The 15,893-nt window shown below is 54.0% G+C and carries 13 protein-coding genes; 5 read left to right on the top strand and 8 right to left on the bottom strand.

The genetic code is table 11. From position 1 onward, the window contains the following. Window positions 1-6 precede the first annotated feature (6 nt). Genes spoT through recG form a run of 3 tightly spaced genes read left to right on the top strand, consistent with a single transcriptional unit; the run spans window position 7 to window position 4,902 of the window. Complete coding sequence (gene spoT, locus IB222_RS00400; protein WP_003024038.1) at window positions 7-2,121, top strand: bifunctional GTP diphosphokinase/guanosine-3',5'-bis pyrophosphate 3'-pyrophosphohydrolase; 2,115 nt, start codon at window positions 7-9, stop codon at window positions 2,119-2,121. Between the two features lie 4 nt (window positions 2,122-2,125). Then, complete coding sequence (gene trmH / locus IB222_RS00395) at window positions 2,126-2,815, top strand: tRNA (guanosine(18)-2'-O)-methyltransferase TrmH (protein WP_063941164.1); 690 nt, start codon at window positions 2,126-2,128, stop codon at window positions 2,813-2,815. A gap of 5 nt (window positions 2,816-2,820) precedes the next feature. Next, window positions 2,821-4,902 (top strand): ATP-dependent DNA helicase RecG, encoded by a 2,082-nt coding sequence (gene recG, locus IB222_RS00390; protein WP_003827244.1) that lies wholly within the window; start codon window positions 2,821-2,823, stop codon window positions 4,900-4,902. A 42-nt stretch (window positions 4,903-4,944) separates the two neighbouring features. On the opposite strand, the gene gltS is transcribed toward recG, so the two are convergent. Then, complete coding sequence (gene gltS / locus IB222_RS00385) at window positions 4,945-6,150, bottom strand: sodium/glutamate symporter (protein WP_003024029.1); 1,206 nt, start codon at window positions 6,148-6,150, stop codon at window positions 4,945-4,947. Between the two features lie 225 nt (window positions 6,151-6,375). Here gltS and xanP point away from each other — a divergent pair, with 225 nt between their 5' ends. Next, window positions 6,376-7,767 (top strand): xanthine/proton symporter XanP, encoded by a 1,392-nt coding sequence (gene xanP / locus IB222_RS00380; RefSeq protein WP_003024026.1) that lies wholly within the window; start codon window positions 6,376-6,378, stop codon window positions 7,765-7,767. A 121-nt stretch (window positions 7,768-7,888) separates the two neighbouring features. Then, complete coding sequence (locus IB222_RS00375; protein WP_148361316.1) at window positions 7,889-9,598, top strand: AsmA family protein; 1,710 nt, start codon at window positions 7,889-7,891, stop codon at window positions 9,596-9,598. A 42-nt stretch (window positions 9,599-9,640) separates the two neighbouring features. Here IB222_RS00375 and IB222_RS00370 read toward each other — a convergent pair whose 3' ends face one another. From IB222_RS00370 to IB222_RS00340, 7 genes are all read right to left on the bottom strand, one after another. Continuing rightward, entirely contained in the window at window positions 9,641-10,318 is a 678-nt protein-coding gene (locus IB222_RS00370) for a D-lyxose/D-mannose family sugar isomerase (protein ID WP_003827238.1), read from the bottom strand. A 49-nt stretch (window positions 10,319-10,367) separates the two neighbouring features. Then, on the bottom strand, window positions 10,368-11,228 hold the full coding sequence (locus tag IB222_RS00365) for a ketose-bisphosphate aldolase (RefSeq protein ID WP_003827236.1): 861 nt from the start codon (window positions 11,226-11,228) through the stop codon (window positions 10,368-10,370). An 80-nt stretch (window positions 11,229-11,308) separates the two neighbouring features. After that, window positions 11,309-12,160, bottom strand: coding sequence for a class II fructose-bisphosphate aldolase (locus tag IB222_RS00360; RefSeq protein ID WP_003827234.1), 852 nt, complete (start codon window positions 12,158-12,160; stop codon window positions 11,309-11,311). Between the two features lie 11 nt (window positions 12,161-12,171). Further along, entirely contained in the window at window positions 12,172-13,263 is a 1,092-nt protein-coding gene (locus IB222_RS00355; RefSeq protein WP_003827232.1) for a PTS fructose transporter subunit IIC, read from the bottom strand. 26 nt (window positions 13,264-13,289) lie between these two features. Further along, window positions 13,290-13,610 carry a PTS fructose transporter subunit IIB gene (locus IB222_RS00350; protein ID WP_003827230.1) on the bottom strand — a complete coding sequence of 107 codons (321 nt, stop codon included), beginning with the start codon at window positions 13,608-13,610 and terminating at the stop codon, window positions 13,290-13,292. A 19-nt stretch (window positions 13,611-13,629) separates the two neighbouring features. Then, entirely contained in the window at window positions 13,630-14,100 is a 471-nt protein-coding gene (locus tag IB222_RS00345) for a fructose PTS transporter subunit IIA (RefSeq protein WP_063941167.1), read from the bottom strand. A 26-nt stretch (window positions 14,101-14,126) separates the two neighbouring features. Further along, window positions 14,127-15,680, bottom strand: coding sequence for a PRD domain-containing protein (locus IB222_RS00340; protein WP_149384369.1), 1,554 nt, complete (start codon window positions 15,678-15,680; stop codon window positions 14,127-14,129). Window positions 15,681-15,893 lie beyond the last annotated feature (213 nt).

Raw genomic sequence — 15,893 nt, 5'->3', positions numbered from 1 at the left:
TCGCCCTTGTATCTGTTTGAAAGCCTGAATCAACTGATTCAAAACTACCTGCCGGAAGACCAGATTAAGCGTCTTCGGCAGGCGTATCTCGTTGCACGTGACGCTCACGAGGGCCAGACACGTTCAAGCGGTGAACCCTATATCACGCACCCGGTAGCGGTAGCCTGCATTCTGGCCGAGATGAAACTCGACTACGAAACGCTGATGGCTGCGCTGCTGCATGACGTGATTGAAGATACCCCAGCCACCTATCAGGACATGGAACAGCTTTTTGGTAAAAGCGTTGCAGAGCTGGTAGAAGGGGTATCGAAGCTTGATAAGCTTAAGTTTCGCGATAAGAAAGAGGCGCAAGCTGAAAACTTTCGCAAGATGATTATGGCGATGGTGCAGGATATCCGCGTCATTCTCATCAAACTTGCCGACCGCACCCACAACATGCGCACGTTAGGCTCATTACGTCCGGACAAGCGTCGCCGCATCGCCCGTGAAACCCTCGAAATCTATAGTCCGCTGGCACACCGTTTAGGTATTCATCACATTAAAACCGAGCTGGAAGAGCTGGGTTTTGAAGCGCTGTACCCAAACCGCTATCGCGTGATTAAAGAAGTGGTTAAAGCCGCTCGCGGCAACCGCAAAGAGATGATCCAAAAAATCCTCTCGGAAATCGAAGGGCGTTTGCAGGAGGCTGGTATTCCGTGTCGCGTAAGCGGGCGTGAGAAGCACCTGTACTCTATTTACTGCAAAATGGTGCTCAAAGAGCAGCGTTTTCACTCCATCATGGATATCTACGCATTTCGCGTCATCGTTCATGATTCCGATACCTGCTATCGCGTACTCGGCCAGATGCACAGCCTGTACAAACCACGCCCTGGTCGCGTGAAAGACTATATCGCCATTCCGAAAGCGAACGGATATCAGTCTTTGCACACCTCAATGATCGGCCCTCATGGCGTCCCGGTTGAAGTACAGATTCGTACTGAAGACATGGACCAGATGGCAGAGATGGGTGTCGCAGCGCACTGGGCTTACAAAGAGCACGGCGGCGAAAGCAGCACCACTGCGCAAATCCGCGCTCAGCGCTGGATGCAAAGCTTGCTGGAACTGCAGCAGAGCGCCGGTAGCTCGTTTGAATTTATTGAAAGCGTTAAATCTGATCTCTTCCCGGATGAGATTTATGTTTTCACACCGGAAGGGCGCATTGTCGAACTGCCTGCCGGTGCAACACCTGTCGACTTCGCCTACGCTGTGCATACCGATATCGGTCACGCCTGCGTCGGCGCACGCGTAGACAGACAGCCTTACCCGCTTTCACAACCGCTCTTTAGCGGTCAGACAGTTGAGATTATTACCGCGCCGGGCGCACGTCCGAATGCCGCGTGGCTAAACTTCGTCGTCAGTTCGAAAGCGCGCGCCAAGATTCGCCAACTGTTGAAAAACCTCAAGCGCGATGATTCCGTCAGTCTGGGGCGTCGACTGCTCAACCATGCCCTGGGCGGTAGCCGTAAACTGGCTGAGATCCCGCCAGAGAGCATTCAGCGTGAGCTTGAGCGCATGAAGCTCGCCACGCTTGACGATCTGCTCGCAGAAATCGGTCTGGGTAACGCCATGAGCGTGGTGGTAGCGAAAAACCTCCAGCAGGGCGAAGCAACAGCGAACGTACCAGCACAATCCGGCCATGGTCATCTGCCGATCAAAGGCGCTGACGGCGTACTGATCACCTTCGCGAAATGCTGTCGTCCAATTCCAGGCGATCCAATCATTGCCCACGTCAGTCCGGGTAAAGGTCTGGTGATCCACCATGAGTCCTGCCGTAATATTCGTGGCTACCAGAAAGAGCCAGAGAAGTTTATGGCGGTGGAATGGGATAAAGAGACGGAGCAGGAATTCATCACCGAGATTAAGGTGGATATGTTTAACCACCAAGGTGCTCTGGCGAACCTGACGGCGGCAATCAACACGACCACCTCCAATATTCAAAGTCTGAATACGGAAGAGAAAGATGGCCGCGTTTATAGCGCCTTTATTCGCCTGACCGCTCGCGATCGTGTGCACCTGGCGAATATCATGCGCAAAATCCGCGTCATGCCGGACGTGATAAAAGTCACCCGTAACCGAAACTAGTCTTATGAATGAACAGCGCTATGCACGTATCCGCGAGATGCTCGCACGTCGTCAGCCCGATCTGACCGTCTGCATGGAGCAGGTTCACAAACCTCATAACGTTTCTGCGATTATTCGTACTGCAGATGCGGTCGGCGTGCATGAAGTCCACGCCGTCTGGCCGGGTAGCCGCATGCGCACTATGCTCTCTTCTGCCGCAGGCAGTAACAGTTGGGTGCAAGTCAAGACCCACCCGACTATTGGCGATGCGGTCACACATTTAAAAAGCCGGGGCATGCAGGTCCTGGCAACCCATCTGTCAGATAAAGCCGTGGATTTTCGCGAGATTGATTACACGCACCCTACCTGCATCCTGATGGGCCAGGAGAAAACCGGCATCACTCAGGAAGCGTTGGATCTGGCTGATCAGGACATCATCATTCCCATGACTGGCATGGTGCAGTCGCTGAACGTTTCTGTCGCCTCTGCGCTGATTCTGTACGAAGCACAGCGCCAGCGGCAAAACGCAGGGATGTACCGCCGAGAAAACAGCATGCTGCCACAAGATGAGCAACAGCGCTTACTGTTTGAAGGCGGTTATCCGGTGCTGGCGAATGTCGCTAAGCGCAAAGGTCTTCCCTACCCTCACGTAAACACGCAGGGCGAAATTGAAGCCGATGCAACGTGGTGGGCCACTATGCAATCTGCGAGATAAACGCGATGAAAGGCCGTTTACTGGATGCCATCCCACTCAACTCTCTGACCGGCGTTGGCGCAGCGCAAAGCAGTAAACTGGCGAAAATTGGCCTGCACACCGTGCAGGACCTCCTGCTCCACCTTCCTCTGCGTTACGAAGACCGTACCCATCTGTACCCAATTGGCGAACTGCTGCCGGGTGTCTATGCCACCGTTGAAGGCGAAGTGCTGAACTGCAATATCACCTTCGGCGGCCGCCGGATGATGACCTGTCAAATCAGCGATGGCTCGGGGATTCTCACCATGCGCTTTTTCAACTTCAGTGCAGCGATGAAAAACAGCCTTGCTACCGGGCGTAGGGTTCTGGCCTACGGCGAAGCCAAACGCGGGAAATACGGCGCAGAGATGATTCACCCGGAATACCGCGTACAAGGCGATCTCAGCACGCCAGAATTGCAGGAAACACTCACACCAGTGTATCCAACCACCGAAGGTGTGAAGCAGGCCACGCTGCGCAAGCTGACCGATCAGGCACTGGATCTGCTCGATACCTGCGCCATTGCCGAACTGCTGCCGCCAGAGCTGTTACAGGGCATGATGAGCCTACCCGAAGCACTGCGCACATTGCACCGCCCCCCACCGTCGCTGCAACTCAGCGATCTGGAAACCGGACAACATCCGGCGCAGCGACGTCTGATTCTCGAAGAACTGCTGGCGCATAACCTCAGCATGCTGGCGCTACGCGCCGGGGCACAGCGTTTTCACGCCCAGCCGTTAAGTGCTAACAACGCGCTAAAAGATAAGCTGCTGGCAGCATTGCCGTTCAAACCTACTGGCGCGCAGGCCCGCGTTACCGCTGAGATTGAACGCGATATGGCGCTGGATGTGCCGATGATGCGCCTGGTGCAGGGTGATGTCGGCTCCGGTAAAACGCTGGTTGCCGCGCTGGCTGCGCTGCGGGCTATCGCACATGGTAAACAGGTTGCGCTAATGGCTCCTACCGAATTATTGGCTGAACAGCATGCAAATAACTTCCGCAACTGGTTCGCGCCACTGGGCGTTGAAGTGGGCTGGCTGGCGGGCAAGCAGAAAGGTAAAGCACGTCTGGCGCAACAGGAAGCTATCGCCAGCGGTCAGGTGCAGATGATTGTCGGCACGCACGCGATTTTCCAGGAACAGGTGCAGTTCAACGGGCTGGCGCTGGTTATCATCGACGAACAGCACCGCTTCGGCGTACATCAGCGTCTGGCACTGTGGGAGAAAGGTCAGCAGCAGGGTTTCCATCCACACCAGCTAATCATGACCGCCACGCCGATTCCGCGCACCCTGGCGATGACAGCCTATGCTGACCTCGACACATCGGTTATCGATGAACTCCCTCCAGGGCGTACGCCGGTCACCACAGTCGCCATTCCGGATACCCGCCGCAGCGATATTATTGATCGCGTGCGCAACGCCTGTACCCACGAAGGACGTCAAGCATACTGGGTCTGTACGCTGATTGAAGAGTCTGACTTGTTGGAAGCTCAGGCGGCAGAAGCGACGTGGGAAGAGCTTAAACTGGCGCTGCCAGAACTCAATATTGGCCTGGTACACGGGCGCATGAAGCCCGCTGAGAAGCAGTCAGTAATGGCGGCCTTTAAGCAGGGTGAACTGCATCTGCTGGTTGCCACCACGGTGATTGAAGTGGGCGTGGACGTACCCAATGCCAGCCTGATGATTATTGAAAACCCGGAACGCTTAGGTCTGGCCCAGTTGCACCAGTTGCGTGGTCGCGTAGGCCGTGGCGCGGTGGCCTCCCACTGTGTCCTGCTCTACAAATCACCGCTGTCTAAAACCGCGCAGAAACGCCTGCAGGTTCTGCGAGACAGCAACGATGGATTCGTGATTGCGCAAAAAGATTTAGAGATTCGCGGCCCCGGCGAGCTGTTAGGTACTCGCCAGACCGGAACGGCAGAATTCAAGGTCGCAGATTTACTGCGCGATCAGGCGATTATCCCGGAAGTTCAGCGCATTGCCCGCCATATTCACGAACGTTATCCGCAACAGGCCTTGGCACTGATAGAGCGCTGGATGCCGGAAACCGAACGCTACTCCAACGCGTAGTTAATTCATAGCGGCGGCGGATGTTACCCCGCCGCACAGCCGTTATTGCGCGAAAATCGGTAACAGCAGATACAGCTTAATCACCAGCGCGTTGACGATATCGATAAAGAACGCCCCCACCATCGGCACCACCAGAAACGCCATATGGGATGGTCCAAAACGTTCGGTAATCGCCTGCATGTTGGCAATCGCCGTCGGCGTCGCGCCGAGGCCAAAACCACAGTGTCCGGCTGCCAGCACGGCGGCATCGTAGTTCTTACCCATCATGCGCCAGGTGACGAATATCGCGTACAGCGCCATGAAAATAGTCTGCACAACCAGGATTGCCAGCATCGGCAAGGCCAGTGAAGCCAGTTCCCACAACTTCAGGCTCATCAACGCCATCGCCAGGAACAGCGACAGACTTACGTTACCCAGCACCGAAACTGCACGTTCGAACACCCGATAAAAACCCAGTAGCGCCAGACCGTTACTGAGGATCACCCCAACAAACAGCACGCAGACGAAGGTCGGCAATTCCAGCACTGTTCCAACCAGCATTTGCGCAACGATTTTACCCACCGTCAGACAGATAGCGATCAGAGCAATGGTTTCAATCAGCACCAGCGAGGTGATCATGCGCCCAACGTCCGGCTTTTCAAATGCGGTCGGCACGGCCTGATCGTCCGGCATACCGTCTGGCGTGGTAGAGTGTTTGACCAGATAGCGTGCCACCGGGCCGCCAATCAGTCCGCCCAACACCAGACCAAACGTTGCGCAAGCCATCGCCACTTCAGTCGCATTGGTGAAGCCATAACGTTCAATAAACAGCTTGCTCCACGCGGCCCCGGTTCCGTGTCCACCAGAGAGGGTGATCGAGCCAGCGATCAGACCCATCAGCGGGTCCAGACCCAGTAGGGTCGCCATACCAATACCGATGGCGTTTTGCATCAGCAACAAGCCAACAACCACAATCAGAAAGATACCCACCACGCGGCCACCAGCACGCAGACTGGCGATATTGGCGTTCAGGCCGATAGTGGCGAAAAAGGCCAGCATCAGCGGATCGCGCAGGGTCATATCGAAGTTCACTTCCCAACCCATGCTTTTTTTCAGCACCAGCAGCGCAATCGCCACCAGCAATCCACCTGCAACGGGTTCGGGAATGGTGTATTTTTTCAGGAAGGAAACAGACTGGACGAGCTTACGTCCCAGCAGCAACACAAGGGTTGCCGCAACCAGCGTTGATAACGTATCGAGATAAAACATTTACAGCTCCATTAGTGCGTTTAGCACAATCACGCACGATGCATTCCAGACCGGTTTTTAGCTCTTATTGAGTTTTCGGAGTGGATTTTAAGCAGAAAATGATGAAAAGTTATATAAAAATGTTTGTTTATCCGTTTTAAATATTAAGAATACCTGCTAGCAAACGTTTGCTTTTCTGCCCTGGTCAGATAAAATCACCGCTTTTCCACCATGGGATTGCCTCTGATGTCCGTTAACGCCGTAGAGTCAACAAATGCGCAACCGGTTGCGCAGACTCACAACAGTGAACTGATTTACCGTCTTGAAGATCGCCCCCCGTTAGCCCAGACCCTGTTTGCCGCCTGTCAGCATCTGCTGGCCATGTTCGTCGCGGTGATCACCCCTGCTCTGTTAATTTGCCAGGCGCTTGGTTTACCGGCTCAGGATACTCAACACATTATCAGTATGTCGCTGTTCGCCTCCGGCGTAGCTTCTATCATTCAGATCAAAGCCTGGGGACCAGTAGGCTCAGGGCTGCTATCCATTCAGGGCACCAGCTTTAACTTTGTTGCGCCACTGATTATGGGCGGTACGGCGCTAAAAACCGGTGGCGCAGATGTCCCAACCATGATGGCGGCGCTGTTCGGTACACTGATGCTGGCAAGCTGCACCGAGATGGTTATCTCGCGTGTCCTGCACCTGGCGCGTCGTATTATTACTCCGCTGGTCTCAGGGGTGGTCGTGATGATTATCGGCCTGTCGTTGATTCAGGTGGGTCTGACATCGATTGGCGGTGGCTATGCCGCAATGAGCGACAACACCTTTGGTGCGCCGAAGAATTTACTGTTGGCAGGCGTGGTGCTGGCGCTAATCATCCTGCTTAACCGTCAACGTAACCCTTACCTGCGCGTTGCGTCATTGGTGATTGCGATGGCGGCAGGCTATCTGCTGGCCTGGTTTATGGACATGCTGCCGCAAAATACCGCACCGGTAAGTCAGGACCTGCTGATGGTGCCAACGCCGCTGTATTATGGCCTGGGCATCGACTGGAGTTTACTGCTGCCGCTGATGCTGGTCTTTATGATCACTTCACTGGAAACCATCGGCGATATTACGGCCACCTCTGATGTCTCCGAGCAGCCGGTTTCTGGTCCGCTGTATATGAAGCGCCTGAAAGGCGGCGTGCTGGCGAACGGTCTGAACTCGTTTGTTTCCGCCGTGTTCAACACCTTCCCGAACTCCTGTTTTGGCCAGAACAACGGGGTTATTCAGTTAACGGGCGTCGCCAGCCGCTACGTTGGTTTTGTGGTGGCGCTGATGCTGATCGCGCTGGGCCTGTTCCCGGCAGTCAGCGGTTTTGTACAGCATATTCCTGAGCCGGTACTGGGCGGCGCAACGCTGGTAATGTTCGGTACTATCGCAGCATCCGGTGTGCGTATCGTGTCCCGCGAGCCGCTGAACCGCCGCGCGATTCTGATTATCGCGCTGTCGCTGGCAGTTGGTCTGGGTGTTTCCCAGCAGCCGCTGATTCTCCAGTTCGCCCCGGATTGGGTGAAAAACCTGCTCTCTTCCGGTATCGCCGCTGGCGGTATTACCGCAATCGTTCTGAATCTGGTATTCCCGCCAGAAAAGCAATAAGCAAAATGCGGCGTTGGTTCTGAATCAACGCCGCTGTAACGCTCTTTCACCATTCCCGCCTTGAGCATTGCGCCTAAATCGTGCATAACTTGACTATGTGCACTTCGCGGGATGGAAGACCATGAAATTTATTGGAAAGCTGCTTCTTTACGTGCTGATCGCCCTTGCAGTGGCGATTCTCGGCCTTTATTTTCTACTGCAAACCCGCTGGGGGGCAGAGCACGTCAGCGCCTGGGTTTCGGAGAACAGCAGCTACCATCTGGCGTTTGATGCCATCGATCACCGGTTTTCTTCCCCTTCCCATATTCTGCTGGAAAACGTCACCTTTGGCCGGGATGGTCAGCCCGCAACGCTGGTCGCTAAAACGGTCGATATTGGGCTGAGTAGCCGCCAAATCACCGACCCGCTGCACGTAGACATCATTTTGTTGCAAAACGGCACGCTGAATCTTTCCCAGCAAACAGCGCCGTTGCCGTTCCAGGCCGATCGCCTGCAATTGCAGGATATGGCGCTTAACAGCCCCGGCAGCGAGTGGAACCTCAGCGCCCAGCGCGTTAACGGCGGCGTCATTCCCTGGAGCCCTGAGGCAGGTAAAATTCTCGGGAGCAAAGCGCAAATTCAGCTCAGCGCCAGTTCGTTGACGCTCAACGATGTTCCAACTACCAACGTCTTGATTGAAGGCAGCATCGACCATGACCGGGTGACGCTAAGCAATATTGGCGCTGACGTGGCGCGTGGGGCATTAACCGGCGTAGCGCAACGCAATGCAGACGGGAGCTGGGTTGTGGAGAATCTGCGCCTGAACGATATCCGGCTGCAAAGCGACAAATCGCTGGCCGACTTTTTTGCCCCGTTAAGCACTATTCCTTCCCTGCAAATTGGTCGTCTGGAAGTGACGGATGCCCGTCTGCAAGGCCCCGACTGGGCGGTGACGGATCTCGATCTGAGCTTGCGCAACATGACCTTCAGCAAGGACGACTGGCAAACTCAGGAAGGAAAATTGTCGATGAACGCCAGCGAGTTTATTTACGGCTCTCTGCACTTCTTCGATCCGATTCTGAACGCCGAGTTCTCACCTCAGGGCATTGCGCTGCGCCAGTTCACCACCCGCTGGGAAGGCGGTATGGTCAGAACATCCGGAAACTGGATGCGCAGCAACAAAGCACTGGTCCTTGACGATGCCGCTATTGCTGGTCTGGAATACACGCTGCCGGAAAACTGGAAGCAGCTGTGGATGAAACCCCTGCCAGCGTGGTTAAACAGCCTGACGCTGAAGAAATTTAGTGCCAGCCGTAATCTGGTGATAGATATCGACCCCAATTTCCCGTGGCAGCTCACCGCGCTGGACGGCTACGGTGCTAACCTCGGGCTGGTACAGAACAATCAGTGGGGGATCTGGAGCGGTAGCGCCACCCTCAACGCCGCTGCCGCTACCTTTAACCGTACCGACGTGCGTCGCCCTTCGCTGGCGCTGACGGCAAACAGCAGCACCATCAATATCAGCGAACTGAGCGCCTATACGGAAAAAGGACTGCTGGAGGCCACTGCCAGCATTTCGCAGCTACCTCAGCGCCAGACGCAGGTCAGCCTAAACGGGCGCGGCGTGCCAATGACGATCCTGCAGCAGTGGGGCTGGCCCGCACTGCCGCTTTCCGGCGATGGCAACATCCAGCTTACCGCCAGCGGCAATATTCAGGCCGATGTGCCGCTCAAGCCAACGGTCAACGGTCAGCTGCATGCGGTGAACGTGGAGAAACAGCAGGTAACGCAAACCATGCAGGCGGGCGTGGTTTCGGGGAGTGAAGTCACTGCACCACCACCTGCACAATGATTTATTGCCCGGTGGCGCTTCGCTTACCGGGCCTACTCATGCTCATAAGCGAATATATTCACTGCACAACAGCCATTTCACCGGCTCGTCTTCTTCAATCAACGGGAAGCGACCGCCAGGTTCCAAAAAGTGGTTGTCATGCTGGTCGTCATTGACCATCGAGATTTCCCAGCCCAGCACAAACGCCTTCTCCGCCCAAAAGCGATGATACAAGCGCGGTGGCAGGCACACTCCTTGTCCCGGTTTCAATACCAGCGTCTCGCCAGCGTTAACTGTACGCCGCTGACCATCCACGCTAACCTCAACAACGCGTCGGGCGTCATACTCATCATCAGGCGTGGCCCACGCCAGTTGCATACACAAATCACCGCCGCCGCGATTAACGATATCTTCCATTTTATGGCGATGAAAATGCCATGGCGTTTGCTGATCCTGCTGAATTTGCAACATCTTTTCGGCGTACGGTTTGGGGTAGTCCGCTGACCCCATCAAACCATTGCGCAACGTTAGTAACGTCAGCCCCGTTTGCGCAAAATCTCCGTGCCCGAAGTCGGTAATATCCCAGCCCAACTGGAGATCGCGCACTTCACGCCACAGAGTTTGATCCTGTTGCCGCCAGGCATCGACCGTAAAATACGCAAAATCAGGCAGACAGACCCGAAAAGTCTCAGCGATGGCATGCGCTTTATCGACGGCATAATTAATGTGTGAACGTTTCATTCCACTTTTCCTTGTTGCGAAAGAGGCGGGTCGCCCCGCCTGCATGCCGTTAGTAAAGTGATGCTTTGCCGGTTGAACCGAACAGTTTCATTTTGTGGCGGATAACGTCCCGCGCGGCGCTAATGGCTTCCGGATAGATTACGTTCGGGTCCCACCAGGTTTCTTTCGCCAGGATTTCGCGGACTTTCTGGAAGTAAGCGTATTTCATATCGCTGGAAATGTTGATTTTGCCAACGCCCAGCGTCACGGATTCGGCAATTTCCGCATCCGGGTTCGCGGAACCGCCGTGCAGCACCAGCGGAATATCCACACGTCCGGCGATATCGCGCAGGATGTTCATTTGCAGCTCTGGCTGCATCCCTTTCGGGTAGATCCCGTGCGCGGTTCCAATCGCCACCGCCAGCGTGTCTGCACCGGTTCGGGCGATAAAATCCTCTGCCTGAGCAGGATCGGTATAAGTAACCTTCGACACGCCGCCTTCCACTGACGTCCCGGTCTGGCCAATCGTTCCCAACTCCCCTTCCACCGAAACACCTACCGCATGCGCCAGTTTGACCACTTCGCGGGTCAGCGCCACGTTCTCTTCATATGGCAGCAGCGAGCCATCAATCATCACCGAGGTAAACCCACACTGAATCGCCCGCAAGACATGCTCAACCGAAGCGCCGTGGTCCAGATGCAGAGTAAAGGGAACCGGGCTACGCATGGTGATATCACGGACGTAGCTAAAAAACGCATCGCCGACAAAATCATGTTCGCTGGGGTGAATGGAGATAATCGCCGGGGTGTTGGTCGCTTCCGCTTCTTCCACTACTGCGCGTACAAAGCAGCTGTCCGCCACGTTGAATGCGCCGATGGCAAAACCGTGCTGACGGGTAGGTTGCAGTAATTCTTTCATCGAAACTAACATGTTAATTCTCCAGTTTCAGGGTGTAGAAAGCCCTGCCAGTGCGTCATCGCAGAGGCATAGAAGGCGTTACAGAAAATGAATCAGGCTTTGCCGATAGCGCCGCTGGCCTGCAGGTACGGAATAATGGCTTCCTCGCAGGCCTGTTCCATCAGGGCCAGGGCATCAACGAGTTCACCGGATGTGTCGCGACACAGGGTATGCAGTAGCGCAGCCTTTCCGGCTTCGAAAACCGCCGCACCAACGTTTATCTTGGCGACGCCAAACGTCGGGCAGCGCTGTAGCTGGTCAAACGGCGTTCCGCTGCCGCCATGCAGCGCCAGCGGCACCGTTGATAACCGGGCTATTTCCTCCAGCCGCAGGAAATCAATAGCAGGTGTGATACCCGGCGCGTACATGCCGTGTGCTGTACCCACCGACACCGCCAGCAAATCGATCCCGGTCTGTTGGATGAAGGGTTCCACGTCGGCGGCCTGGGTCATCAAATCAGCGTTAGCGGCGTGGTCATAGCACGGAGCATCGGCCAAATGACCCAGCTCGCCTTCCACGCACAGAGAAACGCTGGCTGCAAGCTCAACCACCGCCCGGGTCTGGCGAATGTTCTCCTCCAGCGCAAAGGCGGAGGCGTCGATCATTAAGCCGCTGAATCCGGCGCGAAAAGCCTGGCGAATGCGTACAGGATCCTTTCCATGATCCAGCGCCAGCGCGACCGGTACCGAGGCTTCCTCTGCCAGCGTTTTGACCACCGCTGCCGCTATCGGGGCCGGAAAATGCTCCAGATGCCCCTGATACAAATTCAGAATGATGGGCGCACGGTGTTTCTCCGCCACTCGCACCGCTGCGCGGGCGCTTTCCAGGTTCATACAGTTGATGGCCAGCAGCGCGTACTGCTCGCGCCAGGCTTTGGTCACCATGCTTTTCATATCGGCAAACATAAGGCCTCCGGTTATTCCAGGGTGAAGGTGATTTCTTCGTCTTTCAGCTTTTGATCGCTGAGTTCGTCAAACTCTTCATCACGCTCGGTTACCGGTTTCTTCCACAGCGACAGCATGACACCGCAAATCACCGTACCGATCCCCAGCGCCAGGCAAAACAGCAGCGGATGCGTAAAGAGCGGAACCACAAACATGCCACCGTGCGGTACCGGGCTTTCGACACCCCACACCATAATCAGGCCACCCGCAATCGCCGATGCCACCACGCAGGAGCCCACCACGCGCAGCAGGTCGCGTGCCGCAATCGGAATGACCCCTTCGGTAATCATGCAGATCCCCATCGGGAATGCGGCCTTCAGCGCCTCACGTTCCGCACGGGTGTACTTGTGACGCGTCAGCAGGAAAGAGAGCGTAATGCCAAATGGAGGGATCATCGAACCGACAAACTTCACCGCTTCCGGACCGTACACGCCGCTGACCAGCATGCCGTCAGCAAACAGCGACATGGTTTTATTCACCGGCCCACCGAAGTCGAATGTCGCCATCGCACCGAGGATAGCGCCCATCAGAAAGCGGGATCCGCCCTGCATAGACTCCAGCAGATGAATCAACGCGTCCTGCAGCCAGGCAATCGGCTTGCCAATCAGCGTCATCATCAACAGGCCGCCGATAACGGTACTCAGTACCGGCAGCACCATGATGGGCATCAACCCCTGCATCGACTGCGGCAAACGGATATAGCGCTTGAGCAGTAGGACGGTATAACCGACCAGAAATCCGCCCAGCATCCCGCCGATAAAACCGGTATGAATTTCTCCGCAGACGAAGCCGACAATCAGACCCGGCGCGAATCCCGGACGGTCAGCAATGGAGTACGCAATCGCCGCGCTAATCAGCGGTACGATTAACCCCATCCCCCAGCCGCCAATCTGGTTGAGCATCCAGGGAATGGTTCCTGTTTTTTCACCGACGTTAGTGCCGCCAAGTATTTGCCCGAGAGCAATACAGATCCCGGCGGCGACAATTAACGGGATCATCCACGAAATTCCCGTTAATAAATGTTTTTTTATTTCCTGAGATAGCGGAATTTTATTTTCACTCATGTGAAATCCCTCCAGAATGAGGATCGCTACTGGTTATTATTAACTAATGATTTTTCGACCTTTTCAAGAAACTGAATGGGCGACTTTATGACGATTTCAGTTTTTACTCGCACAATGCGTTTGTTTGAAAATCGCTCCTCCCCTTTTATTTTTACATCGACAGCAAGAATCACGACATCAGCCGCAGAAATATCTTCTGTCAGCAGTTCGTTTTCTGTGCCAATGGTGCCCTGGGTTTCAACTTTTATATTATGACCAAGCGCTTTGGCACCTTTAATTAACTTCTCACGGGCAATATAGGTGTGCGCAATACCCGCCGTACAGGCGGCAACACAAACAATATTCATAACATGCTCCACATTTTATTTAGCAGACATTGGATTCAGCATATTGGCTAAAAAGCTCAATAATTTTTTGTGGACTACTTTCAACTAATAGTTGTTCAATAATGTCGTCATCTGCCAACGCACCAGCAACCTGCGAAAGCAGACGAATATGGGTGGTGTTTTGATCTTCAAGACGTACGGCAAACAGAATAATGCACCGTACATTGCTGCCGTCCAGGGTTTCCCAGGGAATCTCCTGGCGGGTACGCCCAATCGCCAGCGTGGTATTGACCACCGCCGAGGATTTCCCGTGCGGGATCGCAATATGGTTTTCGAAGCCGGTCGAGCCTTCTGACTCACGTTGCCAGACATCCTGAATAAACGTTTCGCGACAGCTAATTGCTCCATCTTTTTGCAGAATATCCGTCAGTTCCTCAATAGCCTCCGTTTTGCTTGTAGCCTTCATGTCCAAAATAACGCGATTTGTATTGAGTATTTTCGTGATGTCCATCAATCATACCTCATGGAGTTCAGACATTAATTTTCAACGACCAGCGACGTCGCCCGATGTAATTTTTCCGTAATAACCGTTTCTGTTACCCGCTTAATATCCGCATCATTGAAGAAGGCAGTGACATACACGACCGGCATGGCAACCGCGGGTAAATTAATCGTCGATACCACCAGTTCAATATCGTCTGTCAGTACAGAGGGCAGGCTGCCTGCCGACACCACGCCGACGATAGTCCAGTCCGGAAAGGCGCGTAGAATACGGCTTTTGAGTAAGTGAGAAGTGCCGATACCCGTTGAACAGACCAGTAGTACGCGTTTACGCGCTATCTGACGCTCCATTGCGGCCTGAAAATGCACGGTTAAATATCCCACTTCATCTTCCGACACGGCCCGCTCGCCCCAACTGCTAAACACCCGATTTACCGCACACTGGGTCAGACGCCACACGTCCTGCAACTCGCCTTTGATATCCTCCAGCAACGGATTACGAATGCGGATCTGGTAGTTCAGTCGGTTAATCAGCGGCTTAATGTGGATCAGCAATCCGTCATACAGCGCCGTGTCCTGGCTAAGATCGCTGTCGACCATCTCGGCGAAGGTGGCAATCAACCGATGGGTAATCAAACGCGCTTCGTCGCTGGAGTGCATATGACCAATCACACTCACGTCATTATGCTCTTCAATCACCACACCCGAGGAGATAATGTATTGATATATAAACCAGACTTCGTCTTCCGGCAGCGGGTGGGCAATGCGTTTTTCGATATGCTGAATCATGCGACTGGCAATGGAAAATATGTTCTCATCACAGGTAGTGATGCTCTCTTCTTTTCTCGGAAGCGCATTGCCCCGCGTGATGCGGTACATCATGATCAGAATATGGGTAAAGGTATTGACGTAATAAGGCTCGCCGAGCGACCAGCACAGGTCGTTCTCCATTTCCTGTAATAACGTCTGGACAAATAAAACATCTTCTTCGCCAAAGTAATGCACTAAGGCTTTATAACTGCCTGGGTCAAGGCGTGAATAAACCACGTTACCAGGTTCATTATGGTTAATCACACCGTTAATCAGCGACGCCATCGCCTGGCGCACACCGCTCTCGCTACCTTCGATGTGCGTGCCGCTCTGACTGCGAATCAACGACAGGCCCAGTGGGGTAATCCAGGATTCAATTACTTTCAAATCGTTCACAATCGATGCGCTACTAATAAAATAACGTTCGGATAATTTACTGATCGACGTTTCATGCGGCGTTTCGCTTAATAATTGTGAAGCTATCTTTACTCGCCGTGAATTATTCATCATGCCGTCAGCATCATCACCCTCCGTTCCTAATAACTGGTCCATATATAAAAGGTCGGTAATATTATCGGCACTTAATATCACCCCAGCACCAGCACGTTTATCGATGGCTATTTTCCATTCTGATAACCATGGTTCCAGTAAGCGCAGATCGCGCTGCACAGTTTTCTCTGAAACAGATAAATACTCGGCAACTTTCAGCAGCGTGACATATTCCTTCTTAGACAGAAGAAATTTTAATAATCTGTTTTGTCGCGAGGTAATCATTTGCATTATTTACCCTTATTACATACCAGATTAAATATCTATACCCGTCATACTTCAAGCTGCATGTGCGTTGGCTTTTGAGTTACTCGTCTCATCCATGAGACTCGCCCTTAAGGGCCGTCGCTCCGCGACGTTCAAATCTGTTCCCGACAGATTTGTCACTCACCCCAGTCACGTACTTATGTACGTTCAGGGGATTCGCTGCGTCGCCACCTTCCT

It is taken from the genome of Citrobacter sp. C13 (assembly GCF_014596815.2).
Taxonomy (GTDB): Bacteria; Pseudomonadota; Gammaproteobacteria; order Enterobacterales; family Enterobacteriaceae; genus Citrobacter; species Citrobacter portucalensis.
The sequence above is the reverse complement of the archived record's forward strand: the minus strand, read 5'-3'. Positions and strand labels throughout refer to the sequence as shown.

Excerpts from the sequence above, each read along its gene's own strand:
- trmH (WP_063941164.1), top strand. The coding sequence starts at position 2,126 with ATGAATGAACAGCGCTATGCACGTATCCGCGAGATGCTCGCACGTCGT.
- recG (WP_003827244.1), top strand. The coding sequence starts at position 2,821 with ATGAAAGGCCGTTTACTGGATGCCATCCCACTCAACTCTCTGACCGGC.
- gltS (WP_003024029.1), bottom strand. The coding sequence starts at position 6,150 with ATGTTTTATCTCGATACGTTATCAACGCTGGTTGCGGCAACCCTTGTG.
- xanP (WP_003024026.1), top strand. The coding sequence starts at position 6,376 with ATGTCCGTTAACGCCGTAGAGTCAACAAATGCGCAACCGGTTGCGCAG.
- IB222_RS00375 (WP_148361316.1), top strand. The coding sequence starts at position 7,889 with ATGAAATTTATTGGAAAGCTGCTTCTTTACGTGCTGATCGCCCTTGCA.
- IB222_RS00370 (WP_003827238.1), bottom strand. The coding sequence starts at position 10,318 with ATGAAACGTTCACACATTAATTATGCCGTCGATAAAGCGCATGCCATC.
- IB222_RS00365 (WP_003827236.1), bottom strand. The coding sequence starts at position 11,228 with ATGTTAGTTTCGATGAAAGAATTACTGCAACCTACCCGTCAGCACGGT.
- IB222_RS00360 (WP_003827234.1), bottom strand. The coding sequence starts at position 12,160 with ATGTTTGCCGATATGAAAAGCATGGTGACCAAAGCCTGGCGCGAGCAG.
- IB222_RS00355 (WP_003827232.1), bottom strand. The coding sequence starts at position 13,263 with ATGAGTGAAAATAAAATTCCGCTATCTCAGGAAATAAAAAAACATTTA.
- IB222_RS00350 (WP_003827230.1), bottom strand. The coding sequence starts at position 13,610 with ATGAATATTGTTTGTGTTGCCGCCTGTACGGCGGGTATTGCGCACACC.
- IB222_RS00345 (WP_063941167.1), bottom strand. The coding sequence starts at position 14,100 with ATGGACATCACGAAAATACTCAATACAAATCGCGTTATTTTGGACATG.
- IB222_RS00340 (WP_149384369.1), bottom strand. The coding sequence starts at position 15,680 with ATGCAAATGATTACCTCGCGACAAAACAGATTATTAAAATTTCTTCTG.